Source organism: Shumkonia mesophila (assembly GCF_026163695.1).
Lineage (GTDB): Bacteria > Pseudomonadota > Alphaproteobacteria > Rhodospirillales > Shumkoniaceae > Shumkonia > Shumkonia mesophila.
Genome location: NZ_JAOTID010000007.1, coordinates 122906 through 144316, shown reverse-complemented (window position 1 = coordinate 144316; position 21411 = coordinate 122906). Strand labels below are relative to the sequence as shown.

General features: G+C 66.0%; 21 protein-coding genes. 5 read left to right on the top strand and 16 right to left on the bottom strand.

What is annotated here, in order from left to right:
- Positions 1–4 precede the first annotated feature (4 nt).
- Entirely contained in the window at positions 5–853 is an 849-nt protein-coding gene (locus tag ODR01_RS13585; protein WP_316978213.1) for an ABC transporter ATP-binding protein, read from the top strand.
- A complete protein-coding gene (locus ODR01_RS13580) occupies positions 853–1638 on the top strand; it encodes an ABC transporter ATP-binding protein (protein ID WP_316978293.1) in 786 nt (261 codons plus the stop codon). The genes ODR01_RS13585 and ODR01_RS13580 overlap by 1 nt, the downstream gene beginning before the upstream one ends.
- Positions 1639–1676: 38 nt before the next feature.
- Here ODR01_RS13580 and ODR01_RS13575 read toward each other — a convergent pair whose 3' ends face one another.
- Together ODR01_RS13575 and ODR01_RS13570 are read right to left on the bottom strand one after the other, a co-directional pair.
- Positions 1677–1961, bottom strand: a complete 285-nt coding sequence (locus tag ODR01_RS13575; protein ID WP_316978212.1) for a hypothetical protein — start codon at positions 1959–1961, stop codon at positions 1677–1679.
- A 92-nt stretch (positions 1962–2053) separates the two neighbouring features.
- Positions 2054–2548: a YciE/YciF ferroxidase family protein gene (locus tag ODR01_RS13570; protein WP_316978211.1), complete on the bottom strand. Its 495-nt coding sequence runs from the start codon at positions 2546–2548 to the stop codon at positions 2054–2056.
- 194 nt (positions 2549–2742) lie between these two features.
- Here ODR01_RS13570 and ODR01_RS13565 point away from each other — a divergent pair, with 194 nt between their 5' ends.
- On the top strand, positions 2743–4359 hold the full coding sequence (locus ODR01_RS13565; protein ID WP_316978210.1) for an FAD-dependent monooxygenase: 1617 nt from the start codon (positions 2743–2745) through the stop codon (positions 4357–4359).
- A 3-nt stretch (positions 4360–4362) separates the two neighbouring features.
- Here the strand turns inward: ODR01_RS13565 and ODR01_RS13560 are convergent, their stop codons facing one another.
- From ODR01_RS13560 to ODR01_RS13530, 7 genes are all read right to left on the bottom strand, one after another.
- Entirely contained in the window at positions 4363–5202 is an 840-nt protein-coding gene (locus ODR01_RS13560) for an HpcH/HpaI aldolase/citrate lyase family protein (RefSeq protein WP_316978209.1), read from the bottom strand.
- A complete protein-coding gene (locus ODR01_RS13555) occupies positions 5199–6428 on the bottom strand; it encodes a CaiB/BaiF CoA transferase family protein (RefSeq protein ID WP_316978208.1) in 1230 nt (409 codons plus the stop codon). Before ODR01_RS13555 ends, ODR01_RS13560 begins: the two co-directional genes overlap by 4 nt.
- 75 nt (positions 6429–6503) lie before the next feature.
- Entirely contained in the window at positions 6504–7274 is a 771-nt protein-coding gene (locus ODR01_RS13550; protein ID WP_316978207.1) for an IclR family transcriptional regulator, read from the bottom strand.
- A gap of 47 nt (positions 7275–7321) precedes the next feature.
- On the bottom strand, positions 7322–8830 hold the full coding sequence (locus ODR01_RS13545; RefSeq protein WP_316978206.1) for a tripartite tricarboxylate transporter permease: 1509 nt from the start codon (positions 8828–8830) through the stop codon (positions 7322–7324).
- A 22-nt stretch (positions 8831–8852) separates the two neighbouring features.
- Positions 8853–9338: a tripartite tricarboxylate transporter TctB family protein gene (locus tag ODR01_RS13540; protein ID WP_316978205.1), complete on the bottom strand. Its 486-nt coding sequence runs from the start codon at positions 9336–9338 to the stop codon at positions 8853–8855.
- 37 nt (positions 9339–9375) lie between these two features.
- Complete coding sequence (locus ODR01_RS13535) at positions 9376–10335, bottom strand: Bug family tripartite tricarboxylate transporter substrate binding protein (RefSeq protein WP_316978204.1); 960 nt, start codon at positions 10333–10335, stop codon at positions 9376–9378.
- Positions 10336–10687: 352 nt separating this feature from the next.
- Positions 10688–11860 (bottom strand): pyridoxal-phosphate-dependent aminotransferase family protein, encoded by a 1173-nt coding sequence (locus ODR01_RS13530; protein WP_316978203.1) that lies wholly within the window; start codon positions 11858–11860, stop codon positions 10688–10690.
- Positions 11861–12210: 350 nt separating this feature from the next.
- Here ODR01_RS13530 and ODR01_RS13525 point away from each other — a divergent pair, with 350 nt between their 5' ends.
- Positions 12211–12954: a DUF4197 domain-containing protein gene (locus ODR01_RS13525; RefSeq protein WP_316978202.1), complete on the top strand. Its 744-nt coding sequence runs from the start codon at positions 12211–12213 to the stop codon at positions 12952–12954.
- A 6-nt stretch (positions 12955–12960) separates the two neighbouring features.
- Here the strand turns inward: ODR01_RS13525 and pspC are convergent, their stop codons facing one another.
- From pspC to pspA, 4 genes are read right to left on the bottom strand one after another with little or no spacing between them, the layout of a single operon-like run.
- Positions 12961–13413 carry an envelope stress response membrane protein PspC gene (gene pspC / locus ODR01_RS13520; RefSeq protein ID WP_316978201.1) on the bottom strand — a complete coding sequence of 151 codons (453 nt, stop codon included), beginning with the start codon at positions 13411–13413 and terminating at the stop codon, positions 12961–12963.
- Positions 13410–13646 carry a PspC domain-containing protein gene (locus ODR01_RS13515; protein ID WP_316978200.1) on the bottom strand — a complete coding sequence of 79 codons (237 nt, stop codon included), beginning with the start codon at positions 13644–13646 and terminating at the stop codon, positions 13410–13412. The genes pspC and ODR01_RS13515 overlap by 4 nt, the downstream gene beginning before the upstream one ends.
- Entirely contained in the window at positions 13643–13873 is a 231-nt protein-coding gene (gene pspB / locus ODR01_RS13510) for an envelope stress response membrane protein PspB (RefSeq protein WP_316978199.1), read from the bottom strand. The genes ODR01_RS13515 and pspB overlap by 4 nt, the downstream gene beginning before the upstream one ends.
- A 13-nt stretch (positions 13874–13886) precedes the next feature.
- Positions 13887–14564, bottom strand: coding sequence for a phage shock protein PspA (pspA, locus tag ODR01_RS13505; RefSeq protein WP_316978198.1), 678 nt, complete (start codon positions 14562–14564; stop codon positions 13887–13889).
- Positions 14565–14746: 182 nt separating this feature from the next.
- Between pspA and pspF the strand changes: the two genes are divergently transcribed.
- Entirely contained in the window at positions 14747–15757 is a 1011-nt protein-coding gene (gene pspF / locus ODR01_RS13500) for a phage shock protein operon transcriptional activator (RefSeq protein ID WP_316978197.1), read from the top strand.
- Between the two features lie 378 nt (positions 15758–16135).
- Here the strand turns inward: pspF and ODR01_RS13495 are convergent, their stop codons facing one another.
- From ODR01_RS13495 to ODR01_RS13485, 3 genes are all read right to left on the bottom strand, one after another.
- Entirely contained in the window at positions 16136–16486 is a 351-nt protein-coding gene (locus ODR01_RS13495; protein WP_316978196.1) for a hypothetical protein, read from the bottom strand.
- 470 nt (positions 16487–16956) lie between these two features.
- The gene (locus ODR01_RS13490; RefSeq protein ID WP_316978195.1) at positions 16957–20121 is read right to left on the bottom strand and encodes an efflux RND transporter permease subunit; all 3165 of its coding nucleotides are present in this window, start codon (positions 20119–20121) and stop codon (positions 16957–16959) included.
- Between the two features lie 13 nt (positions 20122–20134).
- Positions 20135–21316 carry an efflux RND transporter periplasmic adaptor subunit gene (locus ODR01_RS13485; protein ID WP_316978194.1) on the bottom strand — a complete coding sequence of 394 codons (1182 nt, stop codon included), beginning with the start codon at positions 21314–21316 and terminating at the stop codon, positions 20135–20137.
- Positions 21317–21411 lie beyond the last annotated feature (95 nt).

Here is a 21411-nt window from a genome sequence, read left to right as displayed (position 1 = left end):
GCCGATGACCGAGCCTTTGCTTTCCATCGCCGACCTCAAGGTCGATTTCCATACCGAGACCGGCGTCGTCAGGGCGGTGCGCGGCGTGTCGCTCGACATCGGGCGCGGCGAGCGCGTCGGCATCGTCGGCGAATCGGGCTCCGGCAAGTCGATGACCGGACGCGCCATCCTGCGCCTCATCCGCCCGCCCGGCGTCGTTACGGCGACGCGGCTGGCCTTCGACGGCATCGACCTCATGGCCCTGCCCGAGCCGCCGATGCGCCGCCTGCGCGGCCGGCGCATCGCCATGATCCTGCAGGACCCCAAATATTCGCTGAACCCGGTGATGACGGTCGGCCGCCAACTGATCGAGGCGTTCCGTACGGCCGACCCGACGCTGTCGGCCAAGGCGGCCCGCCGCAAGGCGCTCGATGCGCTCGCCGCGGTCAGGATCCGGGACGGCGAGCGGGTCTACGACGCCCATCCGGGAGCGCTGTCGGGCGGCATGGGACAGCGGGTGATGATCGCCATGATGGTGGCGCTCGGCCCCGACCTTCTGATCGCCGACGAGCCGACCAGCGCGCTCGACGTGACGGTCCAGATGCAGGTTCTGGCCATCCTCGACGATCTGGTGCGGGCGCACGGCATGGGCCTGATGTTCATCTCGCACGACCTCGACTTGGTGGCCAGTTTCTGCGATCGCATCGCCGTCATGTACGCGGGGCGCGTCGTCGAGGAATGTCGGGCCGACGCCTTGCATACGGCCCGCCACCCCTATACGCGCGGCCTGCTGGCGGCCATTCCCGAGATCGACCGCCCGCGCGCCGACCTGCCGGTGCTGGAGCGCGACCCGGCGTGGGCGGAGGAAGGATGATGACGGCGGCGCCGGTGATCGCGGCTGAAGGCCTGACCGTCACCTTCACGGCGGGCCGGCACGTCATCGAGGCCGTGCGCCAGGTCGCCTTCGACGTCGGCGACGGCGAGGTGTTCGGCTTGGTCGGCGAAAGCGGATCGGGCAAATCGACCGTGCTGCGGGCGCTCACCGGCCTGCATGAGGAATGGCGGGGCCGCCTCGACATCCTGGGCGAGGCGCAGGGTAGGCGCCGCTCCAAGGCGTTCCACCGCCAGGTCCAGATGGTCTTCCAGGACCCCTACAGTTCTCTCCATCCCCGCCACACGGTCGACCGCATCCTTACCGAGCCGCTGGCCATCCACGGCCTTGCGAACCCCGCGGAACGCATCGACCAAGCACTGCTCGACGTCGGACTCGACCGCTCCTACCGCTTCCGCTTTCCCCACCAGCTTTCCGGCGGCCAGCGCCAGCGGGTGGCCATCGCGCGGGCCATCATCCTGGAACCCCGCATCCTGCTGCTCGACGAGCCGACCAGCGCGCTCGACGTGTCGGTGCAGGCGGAAATCCTGAACCTCCTGCGCCGCCTCAAGGACGAGCGCGGCCTGACCATGATGCTGGTCAGCCACAACCTGGCGGTCGTCGCCCACATGGGCGACCGGCTGGCCGTCATGCGCCGGGGCGAGATCGTCGAGCGCCTCGACGTCGCGCAACTCCGCCGGGGCGAAGCCGACCACGCCTATACCCGGCAGTTGCTGATCGCCGCCAAAGGCTACAATCGGCAACTCGCCGACACTTTGCTGGAGTGATCCTTCCCGCCGGCCTCGGCGGTCGGGGAACCGGGCGGTCAGTGGGCGGCACCGTCGCGGCGCACCAACTTGAAGAACAGGCTCTTGCCGCCATCGGAGGTCCTGTCCTGATACAGGAACGCCAGGCCCGCTTCGTCGAACTTGACGAAGAACTCGTCCCACGAGATCGGCTCCAGCCCTTCCTCGAAGTCGTTGAAGTCGATCCGAAGAATGCCCGCCTCGTCCCTGGCGTGCGTTGCCGACACGGCGGCGGGCTTGCCGTTCCTGGCTTCGACCCACCGTCGAATGGTGGCGTGGTCGGTGGTGGTTTCGGCTGAGGTCATGCGTCCTCTCCAGGCTACGACGACAAGGGATATCAGAACATCCGGGCAGGGCCGGCCCGCCGCAGGAGGCGGGCCGGGGCGCAGAATGAGGATCAGGAGGCGGCGGCGCGCCGGTTGATCGCCTTCTCGGCAAGCTTGGTCAGCTTTTTGTCGGTGTTCTTTTCCTCGGCCAGCGTTTCCTTCAAAAGCTTGGCGCTGTCGTCGTAGCCCAGCACCTGCGCCCATTCGCACAGCGTACCGTAGCGGGCCATCTCGTAATGCTCGACGGCCTGGGCGCCGGCGAGCAAGGCGGCCGAGAGGACGTCTTCGTCCTCCACGTCCTCCATGATCTCCTCGGCTTCCTTGATCATGCCGTCGATAGCGGGGCATTCGGTGCCCTTCGCCCTCTGCTCGCAGTTGGCGAACACCTTCTCGAGCCGGTCGATCTGCTTCCGGGTCTCCTTGACGTGTTCCTCGAACGCCTCGGCAAGCTCGCCCTTGCCGACCGCCTTGGCCATTTTCGGCAGCGCCTGGGTGATCTGTTTTTCGGCGTAATAGATGTCCTGTATCCCGTGCAAGAACAGGTCCTCCATGGTCTTCACAGCCATTGTCGTCTCCTGTGACTAGGGGTGGTTCCCGAGATCGGACCCTGACAACCGGGGCCGGACCGATTTGTTCCCGTGGGGTTCGCCGGCCGTGCCCGGAAGATTTTCCGCTGGCATTGCGATGCGCGACATGTAGAATAAGTTGTAATGATAATAAGAAAAATTAGCTGTCTGTTCCGGTTCAGGAGAGCTAAATCGTGCATCATCACCATCCTGGCTTGCCGATCCTGGTCATTGGCGCCGGACCTACCGGCCTGTCCCTGGCCATCACGCTCCGCCGCTTCGGCATGCCGGTGCGCATCGTCGATCGCGCGGCACAGCCGAGCGGCGTATCGAAGGCGCTCGCCGTCTGGAGCGGCAGCCTGGAGGCGCTGGAAGGCATGCAGGCGATCGAGCCCTTCCTTGCCGAGGGCCAGCGCCTGCGCGCCGTTTGCGTCGGCCACGGCCGCCGCCGGCTGGCCACGCTGGCGGTCGGCGACGGCATCGACAGCCCCTATCCCTATCCCCTGCTGCTGGCACAATCGCGTACCGAGGAAATTCTCACCGCGCGGCTCGCCGCGCTGGGGGTAGCCGTCGAACGCCAGGTCGAAGCGACCGGGCTGGCCCAGGACGAGGGCGGCGTCACCGTCGTCCTGCGTCATGCCAATGGCCGCCACGAGGACGTGCGCACGCCGTACGCCATCGGCGCCGACGGCGCGCGCAGCTTCGTGCGCCAGGCGCTTGGCATCGCCTTCGAAGGCTATACCGAGCCGCAGACCTTCCTGCTCTGCGATGCGAAGATCGGCGGCGGGACGCTCGATCACCGCAGCATCTATCTGTGGTGGCGCGACGGCGGCACCGTGGCGCTGTTCCCCTTCGGGGCCGACGTGTGGCGGGTTTTCGCCATGCGCGACGGGAGCAAAAGCGCCGAGGCGCCGGCCACGCTGGAGGAGCTGCAGGATCATCTCGACCGCCACGGGCCCGGTGATCTTCGCCTCGGCGATCCCGGATGGCTTTCCGTCTTTCGCATCAACGAGCGGCTGGCGGCACGCTATCGGGTCGGCCGCTGCTTCCTGGCCGGCGATGCCGCGCACATCCATTCCCCGGCCGGCGGCCAGGGCATGAACACCGGCATCCAGGACGCGGTCAATCTGGGTTGGAAGCTGGCCCATGCCGCCACCGGCCGCGGCGATGGCGGCCTGCTGCTGGACAGCTACGAGGCCGAACGCCGGCCGATTGCGCGCGCCGTGGTCGACGCCGCGGCGCAAAAGCTGCACGTCGCCTTCGGGGCAAGCCCCCTGCGCACCCTCGTCAAGGACATTGCCATCAGCCTTTTCGGCAACCTGCCGGCGGTGCAGCGCAAGCTGCAGGTCGAACTGTCGGAAACCGAGATCGTCTACCGCGAAGGTCCGCTGGTGCGGCTTGGCGCCCCACCCAGCCGCCCCCGGCGCACCGACGTCGGAGCCCGGGCGTGCGACGCCACATTCCTCGAACCCCTCACCGGCAAGAGTGACACCTTGTGGCCGTTCCTCTCGGCGCCGCGCCACAGCCTGCTGCTGTTCGAAGATGGCCAGCCGATCATGATCGGCGGCGTCGCCGAGGGAGCCGGCGACGGCTTGCAGGTGCTGCGCCTCGATGCGCAAAGCGATCCCGGACATCGGGTGCGCAAACGCTATCGCCTCGACGGGCCGGGCTGGGTGCTGATCCGCCCCGATCAGGTGGTGGCGGCGCGCGGCGAGGCCACCGACATGGATGGGCTCGCCGCCTATATCGAACGGGTTCTGCGGCCAACCGCGGCGGCGGCCGAGCGCCAAAAGTCGGGGATCGCCGCGTAGGCGCTACCGGCTGGCGAGAAGCGCGCGGGCCCGCGCGATGATGGGCTCGTCGACCATCTTGCCCTCGAACACGAACGCCCCCATGCCGGCGGCGAACGCCGCCTTGGCGGCATCGACCATCCGTTCCGCTCGTGCGACCTCATCGGCGGTCGGCGCGAACGCCCGGTTGAGGACCGCCACCACGCCGGGATGAACGCAGGTGGCGCCATCGAAGCCGAAGCTGCGCGCCTCCCTCGCCGCCAGCGCGATGGCCTCGGTGTCGGCGTAGTCGGCGACCGAACGAAGCATCCCGAACGAGCGCACCCCGGCCGCCTTGGCCGCCATGTGCACCATCAATTTGGGCAGACGCAGGACGTCGGGCGTCGGCTCGCCGCCCAGGGCCGTCGCCAGGTCCTCGGTCCCGCAGATCAGGGCGAACACCCTGGGAGCGCCGACGATGATCCGCGCGTCGAGCACGGCGCCGGGGTCTTCCAGCAAGGGGACCAATACGGTGGGCATGCGGCGGCAGTCGCCCTCCACGCACTCCAGAAGGGTAACGAGTTCGCCCAGGCGCTGTGCGGTTTGGGTCTTCGGCACGAACAGGCCGAAGGCGCCGGCCCGGCAGGCCGCCTCGGCGTCCGCGGCCAGCCGATCGGCTGTCGCGTTGATCCGCACGAACACCTTGGCGCCGTTGCGGCCGACCGCCGGCACGGCGGCGGCAAGCGCGGCGCGCGCCGCAGTCTTCTCGGCCGGCGCGACACCGTCTTCGAGATCGAGAATGATGGCATGGGCGCCACGTTCGTGGGCTTTGGCGACGAAGCGCTCGGAACTGGCGGGGACGTAAAGGAGGGATCGCATCATCATGGGGCTTTGCCTCCGGCAAGGATCTCGGCGATGCGGGCGGCCTCGATTCCCGCCTCGCCGAGGACGGCTTCGGTATGTTCCCCCAGGTCCGGGGCCGGCCGCCGCCATACCCCGGGCGTCGCCGACAGGCGGGGCAGGATGTTGTGTACCGGCAGGCTGCCCAGTTCCGCGTCCTCGACCTCGACGATGATGCCGCGCTCGCGGAAGTGAGGGTCGCTCACGGCATCGTCGATGGCGTAGACGGGACCGACGGTGGCCCCCGCCTCGCGCATGGCGGCAAGCGCCTCGTCGCGGCTCTTGGTGGCGAACCAGGCGCCGACCGCCTCGTCGACCAGGTCGCGGTTCTGGACGCGATGGCTGTTGGTGTCGAAACGCGGATCGGCGATCATCCCGGGCCGGCCGATCACTTCGAAGATGCGCTTGGCCACCACCTGCATCGAGCCCGAAAGCGCCACGTACTTGCCGTCGGCGCAACGATAGACGTTGCGCGGCGCGCTGGTGTTGGACGCGCTGCCGACCCGTTCCTTCACCTTGCCGGTCGCCCGGTAGATGGCGGCCTCGGGGCCCAGCACCGAGAACATCGGCTCCAGCAGCGACAGGTCGATCACTTGGCCCTCGGCGAGGCCGCGGTCGCGGGCCAGCAGCGCCACGGCCGTCGCCGAGGCGCCGTAAATGCCGGCGATCATGTCGGCCAGGGCGAGGGGCGGCAGCACCGGCTCGCGGTCGGCAAAGCCGTTGCGCGAGGCGAACCCGCTCATCGCCTCGACGAGGGTGCCAAAGCCGGGCAGGTGCGCGTAGGGACCGGTCTGGCCGAAGCCGGAGACGCGCACGATGATCAGCCGGGGGTTGCGGGCGTGCAGCACGTCCGGCCCCAGGGCCATCTGTTCGAGCGTGCCGGGACGGTAATTCTCGATGAAGACGTCGGCCGTCTCGACCAGGCGCAACAGCGCCTCCTTGGCGGCATCCTGGCGCAGGTTCAAGAGGACGGAGCGCTTGTTGCGGCCATAGGTCTTCCAGAACAGCGACTTGCCGCCCTCCCGCCAGTCGCGGAGCGGGTCGCCGGCAGGCGGCTCGATCTTGATGACGTCGGCCCCGAAATCGCCCAACTGCAGGGACAGCATGTTGCCGGCCACCAGGCGCGAGAGGTCGAGCACTCTGACGCCGTCGAGCGGCCCCTTTGCCGTGACGTCGAATTGAATGGCTGTCGGATGGGTCGGCTTGGACATCGTCGCTCCGTTCGTCTTTCTTGTCGTTGGTCTCGTTTGCAGAGAGAGCCGCAGCGGTCCCGGCCGCCGCGGAATTTAGGGTTTCGCCGGCTTGCGGACGGCCGTTGCCCGCCGAGCCATTTCCTCGCTCACCTGGGCGGCCGTCCGCTTGGCCACCCGGGCAACGGCATCGACGTTGCCGACCACCCGGTCGGTCGGACCCGACAGGTTGATGGCCCCGATCGCCCGCCGGTCGGCATCGAGGATCGGCGCGGCGACGCCGCTCGCCCCATCGACACGCCCTTTCAGGTTGATGGCGAAGCCATCGGCCCGCACTTTGGCGACGCGGGCCCGGACCTGGTCGGGATGGTCCGCCCCGGTGGCCGAGGCGTCGAGCGTGGAGAGGTACCGTTCGAACTGTTCTTCCGGCAGGGCGCTAAGGATCGCCAGGCCGCTGGCCACGTGATGGGCCGTGCGATCGTTGGTGATGTCGCGGTCGTAGCGGATCTCGCGGTCGGGTAGCAGCTTGTTGAGGTAGCGGATGCACAGGCCGTCGGTCAGCACGGCGACGAAGCCGCTTTCCCGGGCCTCGGCGACGGCCCGGCGCAGGTGGGGTTCGGCGACGCGCAGCAATGTGCCCCAGGCCCGGCGCTCGCCCGTCGGTTCGCCCGGCAGGCGCACCAGCCGATAGCGTCCGTCGCTGCCGCGTTCTGCGTAACCGCCCTCGACCAAGGCGTTGAACAGCAGCAGCGTGCTGCTTTTCGGCAGGTCGAGGGCCTGACAGGTGTGCGCCAGGGTCGCGGGCGTGCTTTGCGTCGCCAGCCATTCGATGAGTTCGAGAATCCGTACCGCGCTGGGAGCTGCCATGGGATCAACCGTTCGCTGCCACTACACTCCTGATCTTCGCCACCGGGTCACGACACCGGCTTGGCCTGCCGCTTGAACAGGCCCTGTTTCTGCATGATGGCGATCACGATGGTCACCGCCATGAGCAGGACCAGTGTCAGGGAAATGGGACGATCGATGAAGATGCCCCACGACCCCTGCGAGATCATGATGGATTGGCGGAAGTAATTTTCCGCCAACGGCGTCAGCACCACCGCCAGGATGAACGGCCCGGAGGGATAGTTGTGCTTGTGCATCAGGTAGCCCACGACGCCGAAGATCAGCACGATCCAGACATTGAAGAGGGTGTAGTTCAAGGAAAACGCGCCCACCAGGCACAGCCCGACCACCACGCTCGAAAGATGATTCTGGATGACGCGAAGCAGATTGATGAACAGCGGGATCAGCACGACGTTGGAAAACAGCAGGAAGACGTTGCCGACCACCAGGCCGCCGATCATCGCCCATACCACGTCGCCCGACTGCATCATCAGGAGCGGCCCGGGCTGCAGGCCGAAGATGATCAGCGCGCCCAGCATGATGGCGGTGCCGCCCGATCCGGGAATGCCCAGCGTAATCAGCGGGATGAGGGCGCCCGGCACGGCTGCGTTGTTCGAGGCTTCGGGGCTGGCCAAGCCGGCAATCGCCCCGTGGCCGAACTGTTCGGGATGGCGCGACAGCTTGCGCTCCAGGGCGTACGCCAGGAAGGTGGCGACCGTGGCACCGGCCCCGGGCAGGATGCCGATGAAGGTACCGATCACCGAGCCGCGCAGGGTCGGCGCCGACGCCTCGCCGATCTCGCGCATGCCGGGAACATATTCGCGAACCTTGAAGCTGGGCTTGCCCAGGTTCATCACCATGTTCTTCTCGACGTTGAGGAACACCTCGCTCAGACCATAGAGGCCGATGATGATGGCGACGAAGTCGATGCCTTCGATCAGTTCGGGCAGGAAGGCGAAGCGCACGTGGCCCGACACATAGTCGCTGCCGAAGGTACTGACCAGGGCGCCGAAAAGGGTGACGATGAGGGCCTTGACCACGTTGTCGCCGGCCAGCAGCACGATGGTACTGAGGCCCACCACCATGAGCATGAAGTATTCTGGCGCCCCCAGATAGATGGCGTATTCGGTGACGATGGGCGCGAAGAAGATGAGGATGAGCAGACCGAAGGTGCCGCCGACGAAGGAACTCAGCGCCGAGATGCCGAGGGCCTTGCCGCCGCGCCCCTGGCGCATCATCGGGTAGCCCTCGATGGCGGTGATGATGGCCGGCGCGTCGCCCGGGGTGTTGATGAGGATCGCGGTGATGCGCCCGCCGTACATGGTGCCCAGGTAGACGCCGGTCAGCAGACACAGCCCGGCGATGTGCGGCATGCCGAAGGTCAGCGGCAGCATCAGCGCGATGCCCGACGACGGGCCCAGGCCCGGCAAGGCGCCGACGATGGTGCCGATCATGCCGGCCACGAAGATCACCGCCAGGTTGTAGGGGGTCAGAACGCTGTCGATCCCGGCCGCCAGATGGACCAATGACTCTAACATGATGGCTTTCCTCGAAAAAACGTCACAGGGCCATGGACGACTGGATCAGCGGAATGCCCAGCCACAGGTCGAAGATGGCGTAGATGGACGCCACGGTGACCAGGCTGACGGCCGTCGCCTTGGCCGGCGAATGGCCGGTGAAACGCCACGAGATGACCGCCATCAGGACGGTCAGGGCCGGCAGGACGCCGACATATTTCATGGCCAGGATGCCGATCCCCACCGTTCCCATGACGGCGATGAGGACGGCGGGCCGGGCCACCGCCGAGGGGGCTGGTTTCGCCCCCTCCGCGGCCGGCGAAGCGTGCTGGCCGGCCCGTCGGGCGGCCAGCACGGCCCTGAGCGCCAAAATTCCCACCAGCCCCAGAAGGGCCACCGCCAGGTTCAAAGGCAGGAACCCGGGGCCGAAGGTCTCTTCGGTGGAATACGGCATCTCCAGGCTGCTCCCCAGCAGGACCAGGGAAAACACGGTCAGTCCTGCCAGAAGGATGATTTCGGACATCTTCATGGAGCTCTCCGCACGGCTGCGTATAGGGAATGCCTGACTACTTGATGATTCCGAGTTCGGTCATCGACGCCCGATAGACCTCGTTCATCTTCGCCAGGAAGGCCGCGTATTCATCGGGGCCGAGGAAGGCCGGCTCGACGCGGTTCTTTTCAAGGTACGTCGTCTTCCACGCCGGCGAGTCGCTCAGCTTTTTCATCATGTCGGCCAGGTACTTCTTCTCGGCCGGGCCGATGTCTCCGGCGGCAACCACGCCGCGGAACAGGCTCAACGTGATGTCGTAGCCCTGCTCCTTGAAGGTCGGGACGTCCGGCAGCGTCTGGGCGCGCTTCTCGGTGGTGATGCCGAGCGCCGTGAACTGCTTGGTGGTGATGAAGTCGCCGGCAGAGCCCGGATTGCTGACGATGAAATCGACTTGGTTGCTGAGCAGGGCGGTGACCACTTCACCGTCGCTCTGGAAGGGGATGTAGTTCAGCTTCTTGCCCAGCGCCTTGGCGAACTGGATGGTAACGATCTGCTCGATGCCGCCCTTGCCGGTACCGCCGACGTTCAGCACCTTGGCGGACGCCGCAATATCCTTCAGCGATTTCAGGGGCGAGTTGGCGTTCACCAGCAGCAGCTCGGGGTCGATGCCCAGGCGGGCGATCGGGGTGTAGTTCTTGTAGTTGAGGCCGATGTTGGAGGTCAGCGGCGTCGTGATGAAGGACGACGTCGAGGCCATCAGGAAATGGCCGTCACCCTTGTGGCCGTTGAGGTAGCCCAGCGACACCGCGCCTGCGCCACCCGGTTTGTTCACCACCATGATCGGCACGGCGATGATCTTCTCCTCCTGGATGATCTTCTGCATGGTACGCAGCATGATGTCGTGGCCGCCGCCCGGCGTGTAGCCGGCGACGAATTCGATGCCGCGGGACGGGAATTCCGCCGCCAGGACGCCGGCGGGAACGGCCAGCGCAATGGCGCCGGCGACGGCGCAGGTAAGCAGACGGGTATGCTTCATGTGAAGGCTCCTTATTTGTCTTTACCGGTTCGCTACTGGGTCTTTGCGCAAGGAAACGGAATGGGCCGGCTTGCGCGCGTGGCGCGGCCGGCGCACAGGGACGCTGTGCTCAAGATGGAAAAACGATGTCGGAGGCACGTTCGCCTCCCCCTGTCCCTGTCGCGTCAATTTCTTATCCGTTCATTAGAATGAACATGTTCATTAAGATGAACTTAGCACAAGCCAGGTCGCGGCGCAATCGCAACTTCTGCAATGTCGACAGGGAAGACTTCCGCTGACTGGGCGGGCGGCGGAATGTTCGTCGTGGCGGGAGATGCGGCGCGGCCCAGGAGCCGCGCGCATCGTTTAGACGTCAGGCTTTCGCCAGGTAATCGAGGGCGGCTTGAGTCCCGCCCTTGGTGTGGGGCACGCCGGCCACCACGAGGCCCATCTCGACCCCGGAGAGGGTGCCCATCAGGGTCAGGTCGTTGAAGTCGCCGAGATGGCCGATGCGGAAGACCTTGCCCTGCAGCTTGCTGAGGCCGTTGCCCAAGGACATGTTGAAATGCTCGAGCACCGCCGTGCGGAAGGCATCGGCGTTGTGGCCCTCAGGCATACGCACGGCAGTCAGCACGCCGCTGTATTCACGCTCGTCCAGACACTGGATCTCCAGGCCCCAGGCCCTGACCGCGCGCCGCGTCGCCTCGCCGTGCCGGGCGTGGCGGGCGAAGACGTTCTCCAAGCCCTCCTCCAGCAGCATATCGATGGCTTCCCTGAGGCCGTAGAGCAGGTTGGTGGCCGGGGTGTAAGGGAAAAAGCCGGTCTTGTTGGACGCCAGCATGTCTTCCCAGTTCCAGTAGGAATGCATCAATCCCGCCTTCTTCGAGGCCGCCAGCGCCTTTTGGCTGATGGCATTGAAGCCGAGGCCGGGGGGCAGCATCAGGCCCTTCTGCGAACAGGCGACGGTGACGTCGACGCCCCATTCGTCGTGCCTGTAATCGAGCGAGGCCAGGGACGAAATGGTGTCGACCAGCAGTAGCGCCGGATGCTTGGCGCGGTCCATCGCTTGGCGTACCTCGGCCACCCGTGACGCGACACCGGTCGAGGTTTCGTTGTGCACCACGCAGACGGCCTTGATCTTGTGGGCGCGATCCTCGGCCAACTTGGCCTCGACGACATCGGGATCGGCGCCGTGGCGCCAGTCGCCCGCCACATAGTCGACGTCAAGACCGATCTTGCGGGCCATCTTCTCCCACAGCATGGAGAAATGGCCGGTCTCGAACATCAGGACCCTGTCGCCAGCCGAAAGCGTGTTGGTCAGCGCGGCTTCCCACGCCCCCGTACCCGAGGACGGATAGATGATCACCGGCTGATCGGTCTTGAAGACCTGGCGCACGCGATCGAGGATGTCGCGGCCGAGCCGCTGGAATTCCGGGTCGCGGTGGCTGATGGTCGGTTTCGCCATCGCCCGCAGGATGCGGTCGGGCACGTTGGACGGCCCCGGGATCTGCAGGAAATGCCGGCCGGCTTGATAACTGTTCTGCATCGCACGCTCCGTGATCAATGGGCGGTCCCTCGCATCGGTGCGCCCGACCGGACGCAGCAAGGAACATCGCTTCCAATAAGTGCATTATGAATTCATTTTTTCAAGATCGCTTATTCCACGTGATGAAATAGACTCGTTATTTTTTCTTTTTTTTACAACATTTTATCTCTCAAATTCTCCACCGGCGCCGGCGCAAGGCAGTGGCCGTCGAGCATATTGAATTCAATTCATGCCTCCCATGGCGCTTTTTTTCCGATAACCAGCAGCGGCGACAGAGGGGTTGCCGCTTTCCCCAAACTGCCATCGGGCCTATCCTTTGCGATGCACAAAACCTAGGAGGGACATCGGCCATGGCCAAACGCGCAATCGCTGGCTGCGTGGCAGCGGCAATCCTGCTTGGGGCTGGCCCGGCCGCCACGCAGGGCGACATCACGGGCGCCGCGCGTGGCCTGCTCGACCGCCTCGGCGGCAGCCAGGGCAGCACACAGCAGACCGGTGACATCGCCGCCGGGCTCAAGGAAGCCCTGCACGTCGGCGTCGAGCGAGTGGTCGCAAAGGTCGGCGCTGTCGACGGGTTCAACCGTGATCCGGCCATTCATATCCCCCTGCCCGCACAATTGCAGACGGTGCAGGGTTGGTTGCGCAAGGTCGGCATGGCGGGCATGGCCGACGACCTTGAAAACCGCATGAACCGCGCCGCCGAGATCGCCGCCGCCGAGGCCAAGCCGCTGTTGTGGGATGCCATCCGGGACATGAGCCTCGATGACGCGCAGCGCATTTTTAACGGCCCCAAGGACGCCGCCACCCAGTACTTCCGCGGCAAGATGACGCCGGCCCTGAGCCAACGCATGAAGCCCCTGGTCGACGACGCCATGGCACAGGCAGGTGCCGTTAAGGCCTACGACAGCATGATGGGGCGCTACAGCGCCATCCCGCTCGTCCCCGACGTCAAGGCGGATATTTCCGGCCATGTCGTCGACAAGGGTCTTGACGGCATCTTCCACTATGTCGCCAAGGAGGAGGCGTCCATCCGCGACAACCCGGCCGCCCGCACGACGGATCTGTTGCGCCAAATTTTCGGCGGCGGCCGCTAAACGCGGCTAAAGGTCCTTGATTTCGCGATCCAGCCCGAATTCGCGCGATGTGACGTAGGTTTCGAGGTCGCGCAAGCGCTTCTCCATGTCCCGGAACTGGCGGCGCAGGTTGGAGACCATGCCCGCCGGCTCGACCCGCACGCGGGTCCAGAACGCTTCCTCCTCGGAGGTTTCATACAGCCCGGCCGGGCGCGGCGGCACCATCTTGACGAGGACGAAGTAGACGATGATCGTCGGCACCGTAAAACTGAACAACAGGATCAGCGTGCCGATGCGCACCAGCCAGGGCGAGATGCCGAAATAGTCGGCGACGCCGGCGCAGACGCCCTTGACCATCGCGGTGTCGAGATTGCGATAGAGCCGGTTGGGGCTGGGACGGCCGGCGTCGCCCGCTTCCCACGGCGCCCAGCCATGGCGGTGGCGCCACCGCCCGCCGAAGGGGGGACGACACGATCTCATGCCGGCCACCGCCAGGCCGGATTGCGGGCCAACAGAACGGCGGCCAGCAGATAGAGAAGCACGGTGGTGACCGGCGCCCAGAGCAGGGCCAGCAACACCGCGGCGCGCACCCACCAGGCGCCGACGCCAAAGCGCGTCGCCACCGCCGCGCAGACGCCGAGAACGATGGCTCCCGGCCAGCGGCGCAATCTCGCCGCGCGATGGCGAATGTCGTGAAAGTCATGGCGGGTCATAGCTGTTCCCTCCAGTGGGGGACTTCGGCGTCGAGGATGCGCTCGAGATTCTTGATGCGGCCTTCCATCTTGGGGACGCTCTCCCACAGGTCGGCCAGGATCTTCTCGTCGTCGGCCGACAGCGCCCGCGTCGAGCGCCAGCGCGTGCTGTAATGGATGATGAGCCACAGCGGCGCCACGATCACCAGGAAGACGATCAACGGCGTGTGGATGAAGTCCAGGAACATCGGGGTCTCCCGCTCAATCCTTCGAACCCCGGCGCTTGGCGAGGCGCGCCTTCAGCGCCGCCAGTTCTTCCTCGACCGCGCTTTCGGTTTCCAACTCGGCGATCTCGTCCTTCAGCGACCGGGTCCGGCCCAGGTCGAAAGCCTCGACCTCTCCCTCGGTGGCGTCAAGGCGCTTTTCCATGGTCTCGAAGCGGGCGAAGGCGTCCTCGATCTTGCCGTCGTAAAGCTGCCGGCGCACGCGTAGCCGGGACGAGGCCGTCTCGTGGCGCGCCGCGATCGACTTCTGCTTGGCCTTGGCCTCGCGCAGCTTGTCCTGCAGTTTGACGATGTCGTCATGACTGCGGGCCAGGGCGTCGTCGAGGGAGGCGATTTCGGCCGTGAGCGCGGCGGCGGTATCGGCCAGCTTGGCCTTTTCGCCCAGCGCCGCCTTGGCGAGATCCTCGCGGTCCTTGGCCAGCGCCACCTCGGCCTTGCGCGCCCATTCGGCCTGGGCGTCCTCGTAGCGCGACAGGCTGCGCTGGATTTCCTTCTTCTCGGCGATGGAGTGGGCGGCGGTGGCGCGCACCTCGACCAGCGTCTCCTCCATCTCCTGAATGATCAGGCGGATGATCTTCTCCGGGTCCTCGGCGCGATCCAGGATGCCGTTGACGTTCGAATTGATGATGTCGGTGAGGCGCGAAAAGATACCCATGGAATTGCCTTCCTCTGTCGGCTGGTGGTCTCTGTTCCTCTCCATGAGCAGGGATCGTGCCAATCGGCGAGAACCGAACAATCCCTTGGAATGAAAGGAATTTTTTGGGTAGAGGCTAGTCGGGCATTCGTGCAAAAAACCATCTATTGGTGTTTTGCGCCATTTATCGGTATGATTTCCGCATGGATGCCCCGCGCGACCTGCCGGCACTGATCGGCCAGTCCCCCGCTTTCCTCGAGGTGATGGAACTCACGTCGCGGGCGGCGGCGCTGGAGCGCCCGGTGCTGGTCATCGGCGAGCGCGGTACCGGCAAGGAGCTGATCGCCCAGCGCTTGCATTTCCTGTCGGGGCGCTGGGACAAGCCGCTGATCAAGGTCAACTGCGCGGCGCTTCCCGAAACGTTGCTCGAGACCGAACTCTTCGGCCACGAGGCGGGAGCCTTCACCGGCGCCGCGCGGCGCCGGGCCGGACGCTTCGAGCGGGCCGACGGCGGGTCGCTGTTCATGGACGAAATCGCCAACGCCAGCATGGCGGCCCAGGAGAAGATCCTGCGCATCGTCGAGTACGGCGAGCTGGAGCGCGTCGGCGCCAGCGCGACGCTTCATGTCGACGTTCGCGTCATCGCGGCCACCAATGTCGACCTGCCGGCCGAAGCCGCGGCCGGAGGCTTCCGTCTCGACCTGCTGGATCGCCTGTCCTTCGAGGTGATCACGGTACCGCCGCTCAGGGCGCGCCGCGAGGATATCCCCGTGCTGGCCGACCATTTCGGGCAGGCCATGGCCCGCGAGCTGGGCTGGCAGGCCTTCCCCGGCTTTTCGGAGCGGGCAATGGCCGCCCTGATGGGTCATCCCTGGCCAGGCAACGTGCGCGAGATCAAGAATGCGGCCGAACGTGCCGTCTATCGCTGGGCGGACGAGGAAGCGCCCATCGATGCCATCCCGTTCGACCCCTTCGCCTCGCCTTTCCGGCCGGCGTCGGAAAAACCGCCGGGCGCCACCGCAGCGGCCGAAGCCGCGCCGGTGCCGGCACGGCTGGACCTGCGGGCCGAATTGGGCCGCACGGAGAAGCGTCTGCTTGAAGAGGCGCTTGGCGCCGCCCGCTTCAACCAGAGGGTGGCGGCACGGCATCTCGGGCTCAGCTACGACCAGCTGCGCAACCGGTTGCGCAAGCACGGGCTGCTCGAACGGCGCTGACGCCGAATGGGAAAGGGATTTTTAGGGCGTTCTACAACAAAGGAGGCACCCAGGCGTTGCGGCTGCTTCGGCCGTGGGCTGCCTCCGGCGCAGAGGTCAGACGAGAATCAGGCCAACCATGCAGGAAATCGTGGAAAGCTTGAAGAAGGCGACCAGCTCGATGATGTGCTTCATAACCGTTCCCCCGGTTGGCTCGTTTGGGATGGCGACGGTATGACAGAAAATTACCCATACGTGTTATGCGGAGATTGCGGGACTGGGCTCCGGAAAGCGCAAACCTCTCTCTAACCGGCCGCCCGGGCCGGCTTCACCCGGAATTCACCGACGAAAAAGCCACGGTTTCCGCAATGTGGAAACCGTGGGACCGGACCGCGCAGACTAGGCGCCGGTCTTGATGATCATTTCGGCGCAGGACCGGGCGATGTCGTCACGCGGCGTCGTGCTGCCGGGCATCGTCGCCCAGCCGCCGGCCTTGACGAAATCCGCCCGATTCCAGCTTTCCTTGGCCGCCAGGTCCTTTTGGAGCTGTTGATTGTTTGCGGCCAGCCCAAACTGGGCCAGGCAGATGGGCGCCAGTTGGTCGACGACAGCCGTCTCCGCCTGGGTCCGCGCCATGGTCTCGGCCGAACCGGCGGTGACCGCCATGCCACTCCAGAACATGCCGATCGCCACCACGACACCCCCGGCGGCAATGCCTTGAGCGAATATCTTGAGGTTTTCTTTGTTCATCAGGGGAGATCCTTTCATGGGCCCGGACCCGGACGTGCCGTCGTTCCGGTGTCGAGGGCTTGACGCCCCGCGAGGGGCGGGCCGTCAGCTGAAGAAAATGCCGCCAAGGGCAATAATCGCGACCATTCCGGCCATCATCAGCCAGAATTTTCCGTTAAATGAACCCGCATTCTCGCTGGGTTTTTCAATGTTTGAATCCGTCATTATTTCCTCGCGGCGTATCACTATTCATAAATTTTTTATATTTCGATAAATCACACATCCTTATGATAATAATTTTTTTATAAAAAGTCAAAATATTCAACAATTTTATTTCAAAATTCTCCCGCCGGCAGCGCGCCGAGAGCCTCTTTGTTGCGAGAATATTGCGCAGTGCGCCGGCGCCAATCCGGGCCGACGGCCATGCGGCGGCAGGGAAGTGAGGGCAAGACCGACGCCGGGAGAGGGGGGCGGGATCGCCGCCCCGCGCGTCATGGAATCGATGGTCCGGCGTCGGCGATTCCCGCAGGCCCGCGATCCGCGCCTTCGACGCGTTTCTTCCGCCCGAACAGGCGATAGATCACGAAGAAGAAGATGGGCACGAAGAAGATCGCCAGGGCCGTGGCGGTGATCATGCCGCCAAGAACGCCGACCCCGATGGCGTTCTGGCTTTCGGCACCCGCCCCGGTGGCGATGGCCAGCGGCGCCACGCCGAAGATGAAGGCCATCGACGTCATGATGATCGGCCGCAGGCGCAGCCTGGACGCCTCGACGACGGCGTCGATCAGGCTCATGCCCTCCTCGTAGAGTTGCTTGGCGAACTCCACGATAAGAATGGCGTTCTTTGCCGACAGCCCGATGGTGGTCAGCAGGCCAACCTGGAAATAGATGTCGTTGGGCAGACCGCGCAGCGTCACGGCGGCAACCGCGCCGACGATCCCCAGCGGCACCACCAGCATGACCGCCGCCGGCACCGACCAGCTTTCGTAGAGGGCGGCGAGGCTTAGGAAAACCACCAGGATCGAGATGGCGTAGAGGGCCGGGGCCTGCGACCCCGTCAGCCGCTCCTCGAACGAGATCCCGGTCCATTCATAGCCGATGCCCGGGGGCAGCTTTGCCGCCATCTCTTCCATGGCGGCCATCGCCTCGCCCGAGCTGACGCCGGGGGCGGCGGCACCCTGGATGTTCATCGAGGGGCTGCCGTTGTAGCGCTCCAGCTTGGGCGAACCCGACGTCCATTCGGCGCTGGCGAAGGAGGAGAACGGCACCATGCCGCCGGCGGCGTTGCGCACATACCAGCGGTCGACGTCGCTGGGCAGCATGCGGAACGGCGCGTCGGCCTGCACGTAGACCTTCTTCACGCGGCCGTTATGGATGAAGTCGTTGACATAGGAGCCGCCCCAGGCGGCCGACAGCGTCTCGTTGACCTCGGTCAGCGACAGGCCGAGGGCGCGGGCCTTTTCGCGGTCGACCTCGAGGCGGTACTGCGCGGTGTCTTCCAGGCCGTTCGGACGGACGCCGGCGACCTTGGGGTTCTGCGCCGCCGTCCCCAGCAGCTGGTTTCGCGCGGCGAGCAGCGCCGCGTGGCCGAGCCCGGCCCGATCGACAAGCTGAAGGTCGAAGCCGCTGGCGTTGCCCAGCCCCGGCACCGAGGGCGGCAGAATGGTGAAGACCATGGCGTCCTTGAGCGTGGAGAGCGTCCGCATGGCCCGCCCGGCGATCGCCTCGGCGGACTGGCCGGGCCCTTCGCGCACGGCCCAATCCTTCAGCTTGACGAAGGCCATGGCCTGATTCTGGCCGCGGCCGACGAAGCTGAACCCGTTGATGGTGAAGACCGCCTTGACGTTTTCCGCTTCGTCGTGCAGGAAGTAGTCGCGCACCTTCTCCGTCGTCTCGCGGGTCCGCTCCTGCGTGGCGCCGGGCGGCGAGGACAGCAGCATGAAAAGCTGGCCGCGGTCTTCGGTCGGCAGGAAGGACGACGGCAGCCGGGCGAACAGAACCCCCAGGCCGGCGAGAATCAGGACATAGGCGATGCCATAGCGGCCGAGACGGGAGAGCGAACCCCGCACGCCCCGCTGATAGGCCCCGCGGCTGGCGTCGAAACCGCGGTTGAACCATCCGAAGAAGCGGCCTCCCGATAGCCCGTGCTGCTTGGTGACGGGTTTGAGGATGGTCGCGCACATCGCTGGCGTCAGGATCAGGGCGACCACCACGGAGAGGATCATGGCCGAGACGACGGTGATCGAGAACTGCCGGTAGATGGCGCCGGCCGAGCCGCCGAAGAAGGCCATCGGTACGAACACCGCCGACAACACGAGCGCGATGCCGATCAGGGCACCGGTGATCTGGCCCATCGAGCGGCGGGTGGCCTCGCGGGGGGGCAACCCCTCCTCGTGCATCACGCGCTCGACGTTCTCGACGACGACGATGGCGTCGTCGACCAAAAGGCCGATGGCCAGCACCATGGCGAACATGGTCAGCGTATTGATGGTGAAACCGAAAGCGGAAAGAATGCCGAAGGTGCCGAGCAGCACCACCGGCACCGCGATGGTCGGAATCAGCGTCGCCCGGAAATTCTGCAGGAACAGCAACATCACCAGGAAGACCAGGCCGATCGCCTCGACGAGCGTCTCGACCACGCCCTCGATCGACAGCTTGACGTAGGGCGTCGAATCGTAAGGGTAGAAAAGCTCCAGTCCCTGGGGGAAGAAGACCGACAGTTCGGCCAGCTTGGCCTTCACGACATCGGCGGTGTCGAGCGCGTTGGCGCCGGTCGCCAGCTTGATGCCCAGGCCGGCGGCCGGCTGGCCGTTGTAGCGGACGACGAATTCGTAGCGCTCCGCACCCACCTCGATGCGCGCGATGTCGCGCAGGCGGACCTGCGAGCCGTCGGGGTTGACGCGCAACAGGATGCCGCCGAATTCCTCGGCCGTCTGCATCCGGGTCTGGGCGACGATGGTGGCGTTGAGCTGCTGGCCCGGCACCGCCGGCGCGCCGCCGAACTCGCCGGCCGAGACCTGGACGTTCTCCGCCTGGATCGCCGACAGCACGTCGGTCACCGTCATCTGGCGGCTGTTCAGCTTGTCCGGGTCCAGCCAGATGCGCATAGCCTTCGGCATGCCGAACAGCTGGACATCGCCGACGCCGGTGACCCGGCTCATGGTTTCCTGAAGGTTGGTGGCGATGTAGTCGGCGATGTCGTCCTGCGACATGCTGCCGTCCCGGGACACGAACCCGGCCACCATCAGGAAGTCCATGGTCGACTTGGTCACCGTCAGGCCGCGATCCTGAACTTCCTGCGGCAGCAGCGGCGTCGCCAATTGCAGTTTGTTCTGCACCTGGACCTGGGCGATGTCGGGATCGGCTTCCGGCTCGAAGGTCAACGTGATGGAGACGTTGCCCGTCGAGTCGCTGGTCGAGGCCATGTAGCGCAGGTGGTCGATGCCGGTCATCTTCTGCTCGATGACCTGGGTAACGCTGTCCTCGACGACCTTGGCCGAGGCGCCAGGATAGCTGGCGCTGATGGACACGGCCGGCGGGGCGATCTGCGGATACTGCTCGACCGGCAGGCGCAGAATCGACAGCGCGCCGGCCAGCATGATCGTGATGGCGATCACCCAGGCAAAGACCGGGCGGTCGATGAAGAATTTCGACATGGTCGGCTGATCCTCAGCGGGAACGCGAAGCCTCGGCGGCCGATCCGGCGGCCACTTTCGGGGTCATGGGAACGGCGGTCACATGGCTGCCGGGCCTGATCTTCTGGAAGCCCTCGACGACGACGCGCTCGCCGTCCTCGAGGCCGGCCGAAATCAGCCAGTCGTTCTCGAGAATCCGTTCGATTTCGACGGGACGGGGCGAAACGGTGTCGTCGGCGCCCACCACCCACACCAGCGGCTTGCCGTCGGTCGACCGGCTCACCGCCCGCTGCGGCACCACGATGGCGTCCTGGCGCACCCCCTGCTCGATGCGCGCCTTGACGAAAAGGCCGGGCAGCAGAACGCCGTCCTGGTTGGGGAAGACCGCCCGCAACTGAACCGTTCCCGTCCCCTGGTCGACGGTGACGTCGGAGAATTTCAGCGTGCCCGTCCGCTGGTAGATCTCGTCGCCGATCAGCAGCGTCACCGGCGCGTGGTCCGCCGTCGCCGTCAGCCGGCCCTCGGCGATGTCCCTGCGCATGCGCAGCAGATCGGCGGCCGCCTCGGTCACGTCGACGTAGATCGGATCGAGCTGCTGGACGACGGCCAGCGCGGCCGCCTGGTTGGCGGTAACGAGCGCCCCCTCGGTGATCGCCGACTTGCCGATGCGCCCCGAGATCGGGGACTTGACGTTGGTGTAGGCGAGGTTGATGGCCGCCGCCTCGACCGCCGCCTTGGCCGCCGCCACCTGGGCCTCGCCCTGCTTGAGGGCGGCGATGGCGTCGTCGTGGTTCTGGCGGCTGACCGCGTCGACGGTCACCAGCTTGTTGTAGCGTTCGGCCTTGGAGCGTGCCGCCACCAGCGTGGCTTCCGCCCGCTGGGCCTCGGCCCTGGCGCTGGCCAGGCTGGCCTCATAGGGCGCGGCGTCGATCTGATAGAGCGTCTGGCCGGCGGCAACCACGCTGCCCTCTTCGAACAGCCGCTTCTTGACGATACCGGTCACCTGCGGCCTGACCTCGGAAATGCGGAAGGCCGACGTGCGGCCGGGCAGTTCCACGGTGATCGGCACCGCCTGCTTCTCGAGCGTCACGACGGAGACTTCCACCGGACGGGGCTGTTGCGCCGGCGCCGACGCCTGCGTCTGGCTGTCGCAGGCGGCCAGGCTTAGGCTGAAAAAGGCGGCCAACAGGGATGCGTGCGTTGCGGATATCGTCATCTTATTTTCCAGGCAATCGGGGGCGCGGCCCTCGGGAACTCGGCGCTTTCGTCGACCTTCTCCGGCCGGCGGCCCTTCCGCCAAGCGTCCGTCGC